The sequence below is a fragment of the Halodesulfurarchaeum sp. HSR-GB genome, assembly GCF_031432215.1.
In the GTDB taxonomy this organism is placed as follows: domain Archaea; phylum Halobacteriota; class Halobacteria; order Halobacteriales; family Halobacteriaceae; genus Halodesulfurarchaeum.
Map to the genome: position 1 here is coordinate 68,603 of NZ_JAVKGN010000001.1, position 15,972 is coordinate 84,574.

Below are 15,972 nucleotides of genomic sequence, written 5' to 3' on the forward strand. Positions count from 1 at the left end.
ATAGCTACGGTTCGACGACCAGTTTGCCGAGGAACTGATCGGAAAGAACGGCTCGCTGGGCCGTCGCTGCGTCCGAGAGGTCGTAGGTTCGGGCGATCCGTGGTCGGATATCACCTGCCTGCATGAGAGTCGCGAGTCGGTCGAGCACGCCGTCGAAGCGTGGCGTGTTGAACATGCTCATCAACACGAGTTCGAGGTCCTTCGCTCGTGCCGCGGCAACGTTCCCAAATCCAGCTTCCGGCGCAGTGTTGCCGATCCCAACCACCCGAGTCCCCACCCGGGCAACCTCGGCGTCGAACTGGAGGTACTCGTCGAGGCGATGATCGAGGATCACCGCCGGGCGGCCCGCGTCGATGACAGCCTGTGCCAGCTCTTCCCGGGCGTAATCCAGAGTGTGATCGGCCCCGAGCGCGGAGAGTTGGTCGTGGATCGCTGGCCGCCCGGTCGCGATGACCTCGGCCCCGGTCGCCGCCGCCAACTGGACGGCAACGTGGCCCACACCGCCCCCGCCACCGTGGATCAGACAGGTCTCAGCGGGTTCGAGCCCCGCGTGGTGGACCAGCGCCCGCCAGGCCGTGACCCCGACGAGGGCGATTGCGGCTCCCGAATCGAAGTCGATGTCGGGCGGCAGTTCGGCGAAATGTGTCTCCGGACCCACCGCGAACTCGGCGTAGGTTCCCTGTCGGTCCCGACCGAGACCGGTGCCGAAGACCCGATCGCCCGGTTCGAACTTGCTGACGTCCGGGCCCACCGCCGCGACGGTTCCGGCGACGTCGGCCCCGGGAATCATCGGAAGGCCGGCCGGGGTGTACGTGCCGGTCCGAAAGTAGGTGTCGACGGGATTGACGGCGGCCGCCGCGACCTCGATCAGTAGTTCGTCCCCGCGGGGCTCGGGCCGATCGACCGTCTCGACGGCCAGTACCGAGGGATCGCCGTATTCGTGATAGCGAACAGCTCGCATACCACGGCCCACGCCCGCGACCCGGTTAAGTCCCCGCCCGGGAAGGTTTATGTCCGACCCAACCCCCACATTTGGCATGCGCTTACACGAGTACCGGGCGAAGGAGGTCTTCGCCGCGGCCGGCATCGAGACGCCAGTTTCGAAGCCAGCCACGGATCAGTCGGCGGCACTCGCGGTCGCCCGGGAACTCGGCTACCCGGTCGCGATCAAGGCCCAGGTCCCCGTCGGGGGCCGTGGCAAACAGGGTGGCATCGAGATCGTCGCCACGGACGCCGAACTCCGGACGGCCGCCGAGTCGATCTTCGGCATGAAGATCGGTGGCTACCAGGTCGAGACGGTCCTGGTCGAGGAAGCCGTCGAGGCCGCCCAGGAGCTCTATCTCGGGGTCACGATGGATCGGGGCGAGAAACAGCCGGTCGTGATGGCCTCGGGGAGCGGCGGGGTCGACATCGAGACCGTCGCCCAGGAGACTCCCGAAGCCATCGGTCGGGAACACGTCGATCCGGCCTTCGGGTTGCATCCCTACCAGGCCAGGAACGCCGTGTACCGGGCTGGAATCGACCGCTCGGTCGCCGGCGACGTGGCGAGTGTCCTCGAAACCCTCTATGCGATCTGGGAGCGCCGGGACGCCACCGACGCCGAGATCAACCCACTGATGGTCACCGCCGACGGGGACGTCATCGCGGCCGACGCCGTCCTCAACCTGGACGACGACGCCCTGTTCAGACAGCCGGAACTCGCCGATTTCGACGCCGAACGAAGGGAGGGGACCCTCGAAACCCGGGCCACCGACGCCGGCCTGGAGTACGTGCGACTCGACGGCTCGGTCGGCGTCGTCGGGAACGGGGCCGGCCTGGTCATGACCACGCTGGATCTCATCGATCACTTCGGCGGGTCGCCCGCGAACTTCCTCGACATCGGCGGCGGGGCCGACGCCGATCGGGTCGCTGCGGCCCTCGATGTGGTCTTCGACGATCCGAACGTCTCGGTCGTGCTGCTCAACATCTTCGGCGGCATCACGCGGGGCGACGAGGTCGCGTCGGGGATCAACCAGGCGCTTGCGCAGTACGAGACACTCCCCGATCCAGTGGTGGTGCGACTCGCGGGGACCAAAGCGGAGGCGGGGCGAAACGCCCTGACCGACGCGGTCGAGACCGTCGAAACACTCGAAGGGGCCGTGAAACGGGCCGTCGAACTCTCCCAGGGAGGTGCCCAATGAGTATTCTCGTCGACGCGGACACGCGGGTCGTGGTACAGGGACTCACCGGTTCCCAGGGGCAATTCCACGCCGAGGCGATGCTGGAGTACGGGACGAACGTCGTCGCGGGGGCCGTCCCCGGCAAGGGCGGTCAGACCGTCGCCGGTGTCCCCGTTTACGACCGGGTCGAGACCGCTGTCGCGGAGACCGACGCCGACGCGTCGGTCGTCTTCGTCCCGCCGGCCTTCGCGGGTGACGCATTGTTCGAGGCCCTGGCCGCCGATCTCGATCTGGTCGTGGCTATCACCGAGGGCGTTCCGGTCCAGGACATGGCCCGGGTCTACCGACGCAGCCAGGACGTCGACACGACGCTGCTGGGGCCGAACTGCCCAGGTGTCATCTCCCCAGGGGCTGCCAAACTGGGCATTCTCCCGGGGAGTGTCTTCGAAGCCGGGTCTGTGGGCGTGGTCTCCCGATCCGGCACGCTGACCTACCAGATCGTCGAGAACCTCACGAGTGCCGGACTCGGCCAGTCCACCGCGGTCGGAATCGGTGGCGATCCAATCGTCGGGATGGACTTCCAGGACGCGCTGGGAGCCTTCGAACGGGACCCGGAGACCGAGGCCGTGGTGATGATCGGCGAGATCGGCGGCGAGGACGAGGAGGCGGCCGCAGCGTTCATCGAGCGGGAGATGGACACGCCGGTCGTGGGGTTCATCGCCGGGCGGACCGCCCCTGAGGGCACCCGGATGGGCCACGCCGGGGCGATCGTCTCGGGGTCGGGCGCTGGCACGGCCCAGCACAAGATCGAGGCCCTCGAAGCGGCGGGGGTCCCGGTCGGGGCCACGCCAGCCGAGGTTGCTGACCTGGTCGCCAGTCACTCCCCCGAGTAATAGACGATCTCGATCGGCCGGTCGAGCACCGGGTCGTACTGGGGGGATTCAGGTAGCCGAGTCAGGGCCTCGGGGCCCGCTGCAGCCGCAGCCGCGAGGGCCAGTGCATCGAGAATATCATCCGTCTTCGAAGCGCCGATCGTCGGCGCGTAGGACGGTTTCGTGAGCGTTTCGACGCCCCGCTCGTAGGCCCTCACGAGTGCGGGATCGTGTGATTCGAGCGCGGCCAGCCGCGCCTCGCGACCGGCCGCAGTTCCTTTCGAGGTAGCAATCGGTGTCCCGCCGTTCAGGCCGGCAAAACTGAGTTCCGGGTGAGCTTCCCGGACCGTCTCGGCCGGGATCTCGGGGAAGGCCTGGAGGAATCCGTCGAGTTCCCGAATCCGGGGGACGATCGCCCAGGCCTGGTTCTGTACGCTGAACTCGGCCGGGCGCTGGCGCTCCTTCGCGGTCTCGATGTTCGGCGCGTAGACCGCCTCCCGCGTGGGGGTGAGAAAGACACTTCCCTGCCTCCCGGCGAGTTCGCGTTTCGCGGCGAGGTCACACGCCCGCTTGCCGGTCTCGGTGAGGCCGATCGGGATGTCGATGAGAATCCGGTCGGCATCGCGGTGGGCCCGCCAGAGGTTGAGGACGGTCGGGTAGAACGCCACCTCCGGCGGTCCGGTCTCGGGGATCACCGCGGTGACCCAGCCGTTTCCGGCCCAGTCGACGCCGACTGCGCTTGCCATAGCTGAACACGGCGGTGAAGGCACTTAGTCGAACGGATGGCAGAAATTTGCCTGTGAAAAGGGGCTCAGTCAGCCATCGGGGCCGACGTCCCGGTGCTGACAGATTCAGTACTCGAGGGTTGGGTAGTGGAATCAACGGGGGCGTTGACGAACAGTGCGTGGCCGATCAGTCCCATCGCGAGGAGCCCGCCGACCGCGACGGCGATCTCGAATCGCAGACCGGCCAGTCGAAGACCGCCGCCGAAGCCGAACAAGACCAGCGGAATGAGACCGAGGACGAAGTCGTAGTAGGTAGTCATGATAATAACCCGTTTGAAAATAATGGAAAGAGGGTATATAATTCCTTTGGAGGGGTTAGGTAGTGCATCCACATAACTTAGAGATCTATTCCTCCGTCCCCTCCGGCCACCCCCGGTGAAGCTCCAGCGAGAGCGCCACTCCCAGAACGGTCAGTGCTCCCGAGGAAGCCACACCAGCGACTGGCTCGGGAAGGAGCACCCCCGATCCGATCGTCGCCGGAGCGACCGCCACGAGCACACCACCGAGCCGGGAGCGACCGCGCCGAAGGTACACTACGCCGAGGAGTACCAGCCCGACCACGAGGAGCAGGCCCCCGAACAGCCCAGGCAGAAGCCAGGCAATCGACGAAAACGGGTCGGGCGCACCGGTGTCCCCGCTGGCCACGGTCAACCCGAAGAGCGAAATCGTGAGCAGACTGGCACCCAGGACTGCAGCGGCCCCCGCACCCCGGAGCAACCCACTTCGCTCGCGATCCCGCCAGACCAGTGCCGCCAGCCCGACGAGGAGACCGAGGGCGGCCAGAACCGCGAGTGCCGGCAGTAGCTCGCGCTCGATCCAGAGCGGGCTGAAAGCCGGTGGATCGAACTGGTAGGACTGCTGCGGCCGGCTTCCGAACCAGGCGGGCGGAATCGCGGCCAGCAGCGCGAGCACCCCACCAAGGAGTGCAGCGAGCGCCGGCCCATCCCGACGAAGCCAGGTCATCGTTCCGTGCCCGACACGGCGACAATTCGACCGCCTCGGGTACTCACGATCAGCACCCCATCGAGTATAGCCGGCGGGTTGGTCCAGGTGTCCGATCGGCCGCCGCCCACCACGGCCCAGGGCACGGCACCGGAATCTGTCGTGAAGGCGACGATACCGCGTCCAGCCTCAGGGCCGGTACCAACCGAGGTACTCGTCAGGGCGTGCTCGGACGTCGCCGCTGCCATGGCCCCGTCACCGATCGCGGAACACCAGCGGGGCTTTAGTCCGTCAGCAGCCCGCGAAAGCGCAAACGCGGCTGCGCCAGCTTCGGGCGGCTGCTCCACGGCATAGATCGTCTCGGGCGTGACGACCGGGGACTGAAGTGCCAGGTAGTCCCCACGCGTGTAGCGAAACTGCTCGGTGCCCGAACGGGCAGCCAGTCCGACCAGCCCGTCTGTCGTGCCCACAATGCAGGTTCCGCCGTCGAGGACCGGGGCGGACTCGGGACGGATCGAACGGTGCCACAGACGCTCGCCGGTCTCCGGGTCCCGAGCTTCGATGCCATCCGCCAGCCGGAACAGGACGGCCCGCGAGGTTGCTGCCGGCTGGTACTGCTCCCCATCGGCCTCGACAGCACGGTTCCAGCGTGGGGTACCGTCCAACTCCAGCGCCCGGACCGACTCCGCACCCTGGACGTAAACCCCCGCCCCGGTGACCGCCGGTGGGGCGACAGCCTGCATCGCATCGTCTCGCCAGCGCACGGTGCCGTCCGTGGCGTCGAGCACGACGAGTCCGTCCTCGGTGCCGACGAACACCTGCCCGTCCGGGCCAAGTCGCGGGGCGATCGTCTTGGCCCGGTGTGAGTAACTGGGAATTTCAGTCACCGGGAGCGGCCCGAACTCCCATCGAGGCTCGCCGGTTCGCAACGACCGGGCATGAACTCGAGTGGAGTCCGCGACGTAGACCTGCTCGTCGTCCACGACCGGGGCGCTCGCGACGACCCCGACACCGTCCTCGGTCGGAATGTCGAGATCGGCCCGCCACCGGAGTTCGAGATGGGCCGATGGGAGCTGTCCGGTCGAGAATCCAGTGTTGGCACTATCTCCACGCACTGCCGGCCAGCGGCCCTCGGGAGGGTCGCTGAATGGACCGACTGGCTCGGCGTCGATCGAAACCTGTTCGGCCGGGTCCGGCGGGTCACTATCCGGACAGGAGGACGCACAGCCGGCCAGGGCCGTGAGCCCGACCGCCGAAGTCACGCCGGCAGCCGCTTTGAGAAACCCTCGACGCCCGAGTGCCATACCCACCCTCCACCCGCAGCGTGGAAGTAGATTTGGGAGCCTTCGACGGTCGCTTGACCGATTTCCACACCGTCGGGAAAATTTATTGGGATGCCGATAGATCTCGAAACATGAATCGACGACGACTCGCGATCGGCGTGCTCACGGGAGCGTTTCTCGGGCTCTTCTGCATCGTCGGGGTGGGGACCCGGATCGGTTTCGTGGGCAACGAACTGTTCCTCTTCGCGATGTGGTACAACCGGGTCGTGATGGGGCTCGTGATCGGGCTCGCCGGCGGACTCGTCCTCGTCGAGTCCCGATATAACGTCCTCCTCAGAGGCCTGCTACTGGGACTCGTGGTGACGGCGGCCATCGCGTTCACGAGCGAGTTCCGGGACTGGCCGAGTTTCTTCGCCGGCCTCGTCTACGGACCGATCATCGACTGGGTCGCGACCCGCTACGGCGAGTCGGCGGCCGCCGACTCGACGGCCCCCTGGTAATCAGCAACGCCCGCCCGCAGAAAGCCGATGTCAGTCCCGGCGACGAGGAAATCCATCCCCCAGTCATCGAACCGGCGATGGACCGACTCGGGACTGGTCGCGAGGGTGCCAACTGGCAGATCGGCCGCGTTCGCTTCCGAGACGATGCGATCGAGGGCCGCTCGGAAGGGTTCGGACTCGAAGTCGCCGAACACACCGAGTTGTGCGGAGAGATCCGCCGGCCCGACGAAAATGGCGTCGAGCCCGTCGAGGGCGACGATTTCCTCCAGATCTGACAGGGCCCCCGTCGTCTCGATCTGGAGGATGGTCGCGACAGTTCGATTGGCATCGTCGACGTAGGCCGCCAGGTCGGTCCCGTACCCTGCAGCCCGACCGCCGGCGACGCCCCGATTGCCCGCTGGGGGATACTGGGTCGCGCGGACGGCCGCGCTGGCCTCCGTGACAGATTCGATCTGCGGGATCACGATCCCGGCCGGGCCCAGATCGAGCAGGCGACGGATCGCCGCCCGATCGGAACTGGGGGCTCGAATCACCGGGGCCGTCTCGGACTCGACGGCGTCGACCGCCCGGGTCAGATCGGCGAGGTCACCGACCGTGTTCTCGGAGTGCTCCCCGTCTAGCACGAGAAAGTCGAGGCCCTCGTCTGCGAGCACTTCCGCGGCGACCGGCTCGCTCAACATCGACCAGGCCCCCACGAGTTTCTCGCCGGCACGCAATCGGTCCGCAAAGTCGGCGCTGTCCATACCTCCCACACCCCCGCGAGCCCGAAAAAGGTAGCCGAACGGTCACTCGACGGCGAGGACTTCGATCTCGAACTCCAATGTTTCACCCGCCAGCCGATGATTGAAGTCCACACGAACCACGTCCTCCTCGACCGAGCGGATCTCCGCGACCGACCCGTCCGGGGTCTGGATGTAGGCCCCGGCCTCGGGGAGCTGATCGCCGAGCTGGGCGCTGAGTTCGTCGATCTCGTACTCGCGGACCCGGCTCTCCTCCCACTCGCCGTAGGCTTCCGCTGGCGGGACCGTGACGGTAGCGGACTCGCCTGCATCCATGCCCAGCAGGGCTTCGTCCAATCCCTCGATGAACTGTCCCGTCCCGACCGCGGCCTCCAGCGGGTCGTACTCCCGGTCCTCCTCGACCAGGTCGTGTTCCTCGGCCACGGCCCGCCGGGACGTGTCGAAGACCGTTCCGTCCTCGAGGCGGCCGGTGTACTCGATTCTGACGGTGTCGCCGGATTCGATCGCCATACGTCAACCCGTCGGAGCAGGCCCAAAAGCCGTTTGCATCGAGTCCGAATCGAGCCGGACCGTTTTTCTCCCCAGGCGATGATGAACTCGGCGTAGCCGTGTCCTCGACAACCGCGTCCCCCGAGCGGGAAAACGACCGCTCCATCGCGGCCCTCACCATGCTCGGCCACGGCCTGTTTCACTACTTCGAGATGGCGATCCCGATTTTGCTGGTCGTCTGGATCGATACGTTTCCCACCGGCGTCGAGGTGGCTGGGCTGATCGTCGCAATCGGGTTCGCACCGATCGGTATCGCGGCCCTGCCCGGTGGCATGCTTTCGGATCGCTATGGGCCTGGCGTCGTTCTTCTGGGGAGTATCGCGGGCATGTCCATCGGATTTGGCGCGCTCGCTTTCGCACCGTCGATCTATGGGGTGGGCCTCGCGCTGGCAGTCTGGGGTCTGTTCGCCGGTGTCTATCATCCGGCAGGGATGTCCCTGATCAGCACCGGAGCCGCCAGCCGTGGCACTATCTTCGCCTACCACGGGATGGCCGGGAACCTCGGCACCGCTCTTGGCCCCTTCGTCGCCGCGACGCTCCTGCTCTTCTTCGAGTGGCGAGTGGTCGCCGGGCTGCTTGCGCTGCCGGGGATCGCCGCGTTCGTGTACGGGCTCTCGATCGATTTCGACCCGACTGCCGCCGTGGACGACCCCACCGAGGCCCCGGCTGAGGGGCGGGACGAAACACCCCTCATCGTGCGGGCCCGCGAACTGCTGCACTCGCTTTTCCCCATCGTGCTGGCGATCGTCGTCTTCGATGGCCTCTTCTACCGTGGTGTCACCGCCTATTTGCCACGAATCCTCCGGGACCTGTCGGCGATGCCAGCACTCACGATTACCGACGCCCTCGTCGGGGTCAACGTCGGGGACTACATCTTCGTGGGGCTGCTCGTGGTCGGCATCGCCGGCCAGTGGGTCGGCGGAACGCTCTCCGATCGGATCGCCGTCGAGACTGGGTTGACCGGGGGGTTCGCCCTCCTCGGCCTGTTCAGTCTGCTCTTCGTCCCGGTCGCCGGGGTCGGGTTCGCCCCGCTTTTGCTCGTGAGTGCGCTGCTCGGGTTCTTCCTCTTTTTCGTCCAGCCGATGTACCAGGTCGCGGTGGCCGTCCACACGCCCGCGGCGACCCGCGGGCTCTCGTATGGCGTTACGTACCTCGGTGAGTTCGGTGTGGGCGCACTCGGCATCGCACTCGGCGGGGTATTGCTCGGGTCGTATTCCACGACGACGTTTTTCGTCGTCCTCGCCGGGTTTGCGCTCATCGCCGCGTCGCTTGCCGTGCTGCTGGGCGTGAAATCGAGGGAGTCCTGAGCGATTTGGGCGTTTTCGCCCGGAAAATTGTGCGATCTGGGAGAAACGGAACAACCAGCCGAGTGTCCCCCCGATGACAACGGCGTGTCGGTGTGAGATTGTCACGTGGGTTTTCGGCACAAATGGCGGTTCGACCAGTGTTCAAAAATGCCTCCCAGGTACACCCACAAGAGTGACAGTCCATCGAATTTGCCCATTAGAAATCGAACTCTGGAACCTGTCAATCGCCACCAGATAGATACCAATCAGATTCTAAATAGTATAATTCATCGGTATAACCCGCTGACTGGGAGAGGTTATGGAGTTATTAAGCGATACTGATAACAATGGAGTGACTTTTCGTTGTCAGGCCCTTCGCTTCAAATACCGACCGTCGAACCAGCAACCAACCGAAAATACGCATGCCAGAGACAGCCGAGAACGCCGAACGGCCCGTGGAATGTGATCCACCGACGGCTCAGACACGGGATCGACGACAGCTCTTCGTCGAGTTAGAGGTATCGATGGGCGAGTCCTGTCCGGCCCGGGACCTTCCAGAATCGGTCACGGCAGTCAACGTGATTCGTGACCACCTGGGCCAGTGTCACTGTGACATCCGCGGGGAGGCAAACGAGGACCCGGTTCACGTAACAGAACAGGTCTCCCGTACGTGTGCGTGTTCGATCTTTGCGGCCCACGGCTGTGTGCCAAAGATCGAACCGGTGGCTGGCGACCGCTCGCGGATCACTACCTATCTCCCGAACCGGACGGTCCTCGGCGAGTTGATCGAGGACCTGCGCGAGAACGCCCGAAGCGTGAGTCTGCTTCGCATCGTGGACTGCTCGCAAGCGGACAGCGAAGACGGACTCACCTTCGACCTCACCGATCTGAGTGAAACCCAGCGGGACACACTCGAACTTGCGGTCACCGAAGGCTACTACGACGATCCACGGGGCATCTCGCTGGCCGAACTGGCCGAGAAACTCGGCGTGAGTAAATCCGGCGTGTCCCGACGCCTCTCCCGCATCGAGGCAACCATCCTGACGAACATCGTCTCGAAGACGTTGGGATAGGTTCTCAATCCGAGAAGGTGACCTGTAGTTGTAGCAATCCTTTATTCATTGCCCCGTATATAAACTCGCAACTATTGAGGAGAATCTGGTTGGACGCTAACCGAATAGAGTAACCTGGGTCATGAACTGTGAGCGGTCCACCAAATCTCGAGGACGCCCCGCTCCTCCCGGACGGAACGGACTGGGAGGACCGCATCAAAGCAATTCTGGACGGGGACGACCAGGAACCGGAAGTCGTGGCACTCGGCCAGGAGATGGCCCGGGATGCACTCCGGGTCTCGAAGGGCGAGCTCAGCGATGACGCGTTCAACGCGAAGTATCGGACGAAAGTCAGGCAGGTCTTCGGCAGCGACGCGGCCGAGTTCGGACCGAACGAGTCAGACGGGACGTGACGACCTATCGACCAAATATCAAATACTATGAATACACAAACCGATCCACCGGGAACCGATCCCACAGACGACACCGCGTTCGAGTTGAACCAGGACGAAGCGACGAAGATCCTCGAGGGGAGTGATTTCGACACGGAACTGGGCCGCGAACTGGCCCGGGACGCGATCGCAGTCGCGAACGGTGACCTGGACGAAGCGACCTTCCACGACCGCCATCACGAGGCCGTCCTCGACGAGTTCGGCGTCGACGAGCGACCGACAGGTGATGGGCAATGAGCGAGAATCCCGCCGAGACGAACGTCTCGCGGCGGACCGTCCTCCGTTCGACGGGGGCGGCTGCCGCGGCGCTCGGTATCGGCGGTGGCGGACTCGTCTCCCTGAGTGAGGCGGGCGACGACGAATCTGGTGTCTTCACCGATTACGTCGGCGAGGACGAGGTCATCCCGAACTCCTGTGCCCCGAACTGCCGGGGTCGCTGCCCGATCGAGGTCCACGTCAGGGACGGTCGCGTGCAGAAGACGGAGCCGGGGATTCCGGAGAACCGGGAGTACAAACGCGGGTGCACGCTCGGGCTCTCACATGCCCAGCGCATCTACAACCCGACCCGGCTCAAGTATCCGATGAAACGCACCGGCTGGTCCGCTGACGACCCGAACGTCGACGGGCGGGGTGAGGACGCCGAGTTCGAGCGTATCTCCTGGGACGAGGCACTCACCATTATGGCAGACCAGATGGAGGCTGCCAAAGCGGAGTACGGCTCCGAAAGTGTCTATTTCGAGTCCGGCTCCGGTGACTACGGGACCGCCAGTGACCACCAGGCCCGACTCGCCTCGCTTTTCGGTGGGACACGGATGGACTGGTCCATCGACATCAACGTCGGACAGGGCTTCCGACGGGTCGGCGGCGCTGGGTGGTTCAACGTGCCGACCAACCAGGCCTCCGATCTGAAGAACGCCAATACGATCATCGCCTGGGGTGGGGACATCTTCGCGAGTCGGCTCCAGCAGGACTCCTCGAAGATGCTGGACGCCATCGAGAACGGCGGCAAACTGGTCGTCGTCGACCCCGTCTACACCGGGACGGCCGCAAAAGCCGACCTGTGGCTCCCGGTCAAGCCGGGCAAAGACGTTCACCTGGCCCTCGGGATGATTCACCACATCTTCGAGAACGAGCTCTACGACGCGGCCTTCCTCCGCAAGCGCACGCTCGGACCCGCACTCGTGGGTCCCGACGGCACCCTGCTGAAAGCCGCCGACGTCGTCCCGGGCAGTGACGAGGACAAGCCAGTCGCCTACAACACGGAAACCGAGCGTGTCGAAATTCTGGAGCCCGAGACCGAGGGCGCCTATGCACTCACCGGCGAGTTCTCGGTCGGCGGGACGACCGGCCGAGTCGCGCTCGACGCACTCGAAGAAGAGGCGGCGAACTACGTCCCGGAGGACATCGAAGAGACGGTCGGCGTCGAGGCCGGAAACATCCGCAAAGCTGCCGAATGGCTCGCGACCCGCGGGCCTGGCGGGGTCGTTCCTGGTCTCGGCGTGGACCGATACAAGTACGGCCACATCTTCGGCCAGGCGTACGCGGTCCTCGTCGCGCTGACCGGGGACTACGGTCGCAGCGGCTCGTTCCAGGGCGGTTATTTCAACGGTGCCGCCGCGGACTTCGGCGATTACAGCGCACCGGAGGGCAGTCCCGGCTACGAGTTCATCCGCCAGACGAAGATCCTCACGGGGATGGAATCGGGTGATCCGTTCCAGATCAAGGTCATGTTCGCCCAGGAGTCGAACTTCGTCGCGAACCAGCTCCCGGACAGACAGCGGTGGCTCGAGGCCGTCAAGAATCTCGACCTCATCGCAGTTTCGGACATGCACCACACGCCGACGACCCAGCACGCGGACCTCATCCTGCCCGCGGCCCACTGGTTCGAGAAGGTGGGCGCGACGTCACCGAGCACGCATCCCCACGTCATGTACCGTGAGAAGGCTCACGACCCACTCTGGGAGGCGCGCTCTGACTTCTGGATCAACAGCCGGCTGGCGAGGAAACTCGGGTTCGGCGAGTACTTCCACGACACGAAGCCCGAGGAACTCGAATCGATGCTCGAAGCCGACGAACACGTCGATTACGAGACGCTCAAGTCCCAGGGCACGGTCGAAAAGCCGGTCCCCGTGGTGAAGTACACCGGCGAGTTCAACACGGACTCCGGCCGACTCGAGATCTACGACGAGGACGCCCCCAGTGAGGAAGGTATCTCCCTGGAGGTCCCCCGGCCCGTGGAGAGTCGGACGGCAGAAGACTGGGAGGGGGCGGACGAGTACCCGCTCACCTTCATGCAGAAACACTCGAAGTGGCGCATTCACTCCCAGTTCGAGTACCAGCCCTGGCTCCGGGAGCTCAACCCGGAACCCCAGCTGGACATCAACCCGAAAGACGCCGCCGAGCGCGGCATCGAACACGGGCAGTATGTCCGTGTTCACAACGAACGCGGCGAGATGGTCGTCCGGGCGAAGGTCAACGATGCCATCCAGCCAGGTCTGGTGAACACCGACCAGGGCTGGTACACCGACGACTTCGTTCGGGGCCACCACAACGACCTCACGCACACGGACGTGAGTCCCGTTACCGGGAACTTCGCGTTCTACGACGTCCGCGTCGAGGTCGAACCGGCACCGGATGACATCGAGACGAACATGTACACCGAGAATCCGACGGGAGTCCCCGAACGCACGGGTGATCGCCAATGACACGATACGGACTGGTCATCGACCAGGAGCGCTGCATCGGCTGCCAGGCCTGTGCAGTGACCTGCAAGCAAGAGAACAACGTCGGCCTCGGCCAGTTCTGGAACCGGGTTCTCACCGAAGGTGGGGACCACCTGGACACGCCGGAAGGGGGCTACCCGGAGCACGGTCAGGATGGCACCCTCAGCATGAATTACCAGCCGACGGCGTGCCAGCACTGTGAGAACGCCCCCTGTGTCAAGGTCTGTCCGGTCAACGCGACGTACACGCGTGAGGACGGAATCGTCGAGATCGACTACGACAAGTGTATCGGCTGTCGCTACTGCATGGCGGCCTGCCCGTACAACGCACGGGTCTTCAACTGGGACGAACCGGAACACGTCCCCAAAGAGGGGACCGGAGACGTCGAGCCCCGTCCGCAGGGAGTCGTCGAGAAGTGTACGTTCTGTTCCCACCGCGTCGAGGAAGGCCTCGATCCGGCCTGTGTCGTCAACTGTCCCTCCGACGCACGGATCTTCGGGGACCTGGAGGACCCCAACAGCACCGTCTCGAAGTACATCAAGAAGTACGACACCCACCGACTTCTGGAGGACCGGGAGACCGACCCAGGCACGTACTACATCAAAGGCGAGATGAGTCCGGGTCGCCCCCAGATCTCGGACAAGATGGAGTCGGAACTGAGCCCGGCCGAACGCGAAGAAGCCGGTCTCAGACCCACCCCGCACGTGCCGGAATCGGCCGCTGGAGGTGACGACTGATGGCCGCTGACACCAGCGCCGACCGGGGCGGCATCCTCGCCGTCGATAGCTTCGGCACGCTTGGCAAGGTCTGGCTCGGATTCCTCGGGCTGCTGATCCTCGGTGGCGCAGTGGCCTGGTTCCAGCAGATCCAGCTGGGCCTGGCAGCCACCGGCATGCGAAACGTGTTCTCCTGGGGGCTGTACATTATGCTGTTCGTGCTCTTTGTCGGCCTCTCTGCGGGCGGGTTGATCATCTCCAGCGCGCCGAAGTTCTTCCACTCCGATAAGTACGAGAGTCTGGCGCGGTTCGGCGTACTGTTGAGCCTGGGCTGTATCGCAGTGGCCGGATTGATGATCCTCCCCGACCTCGGTCGGCCGGGCCGGATCTACCAGTTCATCACGTCGCCGGACTTCCGGTCGCCGATGGTCTGGGACTTCGCGATCGTCCTCCTGTACGGCCTGTTCAACGTCGGGTACCTGTGGCTTTTGACCCGGCGTGACCTCGCAGCGCGGGGTTCATCGCTGGCACTGGGTGTCAAAGATACCATCGCCGGGCGCAAGCGCGATCGAAAGCTGGCGTTCTGGAGCGCGGCGTTCGCGTTGCCCCTTGCGGTGATGCTGCACTCGGTCACGGGCTGGATCTTCGCGACCCAGATGGGTCGTGGCGACTGGTTCAGTCCGCTCGTCGCGCCGACCTTCATCGCGAAAGCCCTCGTTTCCGGGCTCGGCCTGCTCCTCGTGGCTGCAATCGCTGCGGATCGGCTCACGAACTTCGAGTTCGACGCGGAGCTCCGAACCCGGCTGGGCAAGTTCCTCGGCGTGTTTCTCGCGATCCACGTCGTCTACCTGCTGGCGGCCGAGCGGCTCCCCCACGCGTGGGCCTCGAACTTCGAGTTCTGGGCCATCACGAGCGGGTTCCTGATCGGCAACACGTCCTACTTCTGGCTCTGGACAGTCGTCGGCGGCGCGATCCCCATCGCCCTGCTGGCGATCCCGTCACTGCGAAAGCAGGCCTGGGCCGTGTTCGTGGCTGGGGGCCTCGCCGTATTTGGCGTGGTCTTCGAAGGTGTCCGCTTGATCTTCGTGGGCTATGAGAGCGTGAACATCTCGCTCGCACCCGGTGTGTCCGTCGGTGACTACGGTGGCCTGGGCTCGACCATCTGGGCAGTTACTGGCGTGTACACGCCGACGCTGATCGAAATCGTCGTGTCAGTCGGGTTGATGGCACTCGGCGCGCTCATCGTGACACTTGGGCTCAGGATCGTTCCGGTCCAGTCAAAATCCGTGAGCGAGCCGACCATGACAGATGGCGGGGTCGAGAAGTGATGGCCGCCACGTCACCACCCTCGGACCCAACGTCGACGCCGGTCGACGAACAGTACGCCGTGCTCGCAGCCTGCTGGCGACATCCCGACGAGGGTGTCATGGATGCGATCGACGCAGGCCTGTTTGCGGACGAACTCCCCGAGCGGCCGACACAGCAGGCCCTCTCGGTCGAGTACTCTCGACTGTTCGATGGGCCGGGGGACCACCCATGTCCCCCCTACGAGAGTGTCCACCGGGACGCCGAACCGGATCAAGAGTTCGGCCTGGTGATGGGGGCCTCCACGGGTTCGGTCGAGGAGTACTACGCGGCGTACGGTCTGACCGCGGACGCCTACTCCGAGTTGCCTGACCACGTCGCAGTCGAACTGGAGTTCGCCGGACTCCTGAGCGCCCAGGACGAGGCAGCTTTCGAAGACTTCGCCGAGGAGCATCTACGGACCTGGCTGCCGTCGTTCACGGAACGCGTCGAGGAAGCGACCCGAGAGCCGTTTTACGCCGCGGTTGCGTCGGCGACTCGGGAGTTGATCAGGGCCGACTCCGACTGAAACCGGCCAATCCTCCGTTTGGTAACACCCATGATTCACT

18 protein-coding genes are annotated in these 15,972 nt (G+C 65.0%); 11 read left to right on the plus strand and 7 right to left on the minus strand.

From position 1 onward, the window contains the following. Window positions 1–4: 4 nt before the first annotated feature. Window positions 5–961, minus strand: a complete 957-nt coding sequence (locus tag RH831_RS00425) for an NADPH:quinone reductase (RefSeq protein ID WP_310552325.1) — start codon at window positions 959–961, stop codon at window positions 5–7. Between the two features lie 76 nt (window positions 962–1,037). On the opposite strand from RH831_RS00425, the gene sucC reads away from it, so the two are divergent. Both sucC and sucD read left to right on the plus strand, forming a co-directional pair. Beyond that, on the plus strand, window positions 1,038–2,180 hold the full coding sequence (sucC, locus tag RH831_RS00430) for an ADP-forming succinate--CoA ligase subunit beta (RefSeq protein ID WP_310552326.1): 1,143 nt from the start codon (window positions 1,038–1,040) through the stop codon (window positions 2,178–2,180). After that, complete coding sequence (gene sucD / locus RH831_RS00435) at window positions 2,177–3,052, plus strand: succinate--CoA ligase subunit alpha (RefSeq protein WP_310552327.1); 876 nt, start codon at window positions 2,177–2,179, stop codon at window positions 3,050–3,052. Before sucC ends, sucD begins: the two co-directional genes overlap by 4 nt. Here the strand turns inward: sucD and RH831_RS00440 are convergent. The 4 genes from RH831_RS00440 to RH831_RS00455 form a co-directional block, all read right to left on the minus strand. Beyond that, a complete protein-coding gene (locus tag RH831_RS00440; RefSeq protein ID WP_310552328.1) occupies window positions 3,037–3,777 on the minus strand; it encodes a DUF429 domain-containing protein in 741 nt (246 codons plus the stop codon). The two genes, sucD and RH831_RS00440, sit on opposite strands and share 16 nt — an antisense overlap. A 65-nt stretch (window positions 3,778–3,842) precedes the next feature. Next, on the minus strand, window positions 3,843–4,076 hold the full coding sequence (locus RH831_RS00445; RefSeq protein ID WP_310552329.1) for a hypothetical protein: 234 nt from the start codon (window positions 4,074–4,076) through the stop codon (window positions 3,843–3,845). Between the two features lie 85 nt (window positions 4,077–4,161). Further along, entirely contained in the window at window positions 4,162–4,779 is a 618-nt protein-coding gene (locus tag RH831_RS00450; RefSeq protein WP_310552330.1) for a hypothetical protein, read from the minus strand. Then, a complete protein-coding gene (locus RH831_RS00455; RefSeq protein WP_310552331.1) occupies window positions 4,776–6,062 on the minus strand; it encodes a PQQ-binding-like beta-propeller repeat protein in 1,287 nt (428 codons plus the stop codon). The genes RH831_RS00450 and RH831_RS00455 overlap by 4 nt, the downstream gene beginning before the upstream one ends. Window positions 6,063–6,172: 110 nt before the next feature. On the opposite strand from RH831_RS00455, the gene RH831_RS00460 reads away from it, so the two are divergent. Further along, window positions 6,173–6,541: a hypothetical protein gene (locus RH831_RS00460; protein ID WP_310552332.1), complete on the plus strand. Its 369-nt coding sequence runs from the start codon at window positions 6,173–6,175 to the stop codon at window positions 6,539–6,541. Here RH831_RS00460 and RH831_RS00465 read toward each other — a convergent pair. Both RH831_RS00465 and RH831_RS00470 read right to left on the minus strand, forming a co-directional pair. Next, entirely contained in the window at window positions 6,499–7,284 is a 786-nt protein-coding gene (locus RH831_RS00465; protein WP_310552333.1) for an aldolase/citrate lyase family protein, read from the minus strand. The genes RH831_RS00460 and RH831_RS00465 overlap by 43 nt on opposite strands. 42 nt (window positions 7,285–7,326) lie before the next feature. Beyond that, entirely contained in the window at window positions 7,327–7,791 is a 465-nt protein-coding gene (locus RH831_RS00470; protein ID WP_310552334.1) for a peptidylprolyl isomerase, read from the minus strand. Between the two features lie 98 nt (window positions 7,792–7,889). On the opposite strand from RH831_RS00470, the gene RH831_RS00475 reads away from it, so the two are divergent. From RH831_RS00475 to RH831_RS00510, 8 genes are all read left to right on the plus strand, one after another. After that, entirely contained in the window at window positions 7,890–9,137 is a 1,248-nt protein-coding gene (locus RH831_RS00475) for an MFS transporter (RefSeq protein WP_310552335.1), read from the plus strand. Window positions 9,138–9,538: 401 nt separating this feature from the next. Next, on the plus strand, window positions 9,539–10,189 hold the full coding sequence (locus RH831_RS00480) for a helix-turn-helix domain-containing protein (RefSeq protein WP_310552336.1): 651 nt from the start codon (window positions 9,539–9,541) through the stop codon (window positions 10,187–10,189). Window positions 10,190–10,317: 128 nt separating this feature from the next. Next, complete coding sequence (locus RH831_RS00485) at window positions 10,318–10,581, plus strand: 4Fe-4S ferredoxin N-terminal domain-containing protein (protein WP_310552337.1); 264 nt, start codon at window positions 10,318–10,320, stop codon at window positions 10,579–10,581. Window positions 10,582–10,608: 27 nt separating this feature from the next. Beyond that, window positions 10,609–10,857, plus strand: coding sequence for a 4Fe-4S ferredoxin N-terminal domain-containing protein (locus tag RH831_RS00490; protein WP_310552338.1), 249 nt, complete (start codon window positions 10,609–10,611; stop codon window positions 10,855–10,857). Continuing rightward, on the plus strand, window positions 10,854–13,325 hold the full coding sequence (locus RH831_RS00495; RefSeq protein WP_310552339.1) for a molybdopterin-dependent oxidoreductase: 2,472 nt from the start codon (window positions 10,854–10,856) through the stop codon (window positions 13,323–13,325). The genes RH831_RS00490 and RH831_RS00495 overlap by 4 nt, the downstream gene beginning before the upstream one ends. Further along, on the plus strand, window positions 13,322–14,080 hold the full coding sequence (gene dsrO, locus RH831_RS00500; RefSeq protein WP_310552340.1) for a sulfate reduction electron transfer complex DsrMKJOP subunit DsrO: 759 nt from the start codon (window positions 13,322–13,324) through the stop codon (window positions 14,078–14,080). Before RH831_RS00495 ends, dsrO begins: the two co-directional genes overlap by 4 nt. After that, window positions 14,080–15,387: an NrfD/PsrC family molybdoenzyme membrane anchor subunit gene (gene nrfD / locus RH831_RS00505; protein ID WP_310552341.1), complete on the plus strand. Its 1,308-nt coding sequence runs from the start codon at window positions 14,080–14,082 to the stop codon at window positions 15,385–15,387. The genes dsrO and nrfD overlap by 1 nt, the downstream gene beginning before the upstream one ends. Continuing rightward, window positions 15,387–15,932, plus strand: coding sequence for a molecular chaperone TorD family protein (locus RH831_RS00510; protein ID WP_310552342.1), 546 nt, complete (start codon window positions 15,387–15,389; stop codon window positions 15,930–15,932). Before nrfD ends, RH831_RS00510 begins: the two co-directional genes overlap by 1 nt. The last annotated feature ends 40 nt before the right edge of the window (window positions 15,933–15,972 follow it).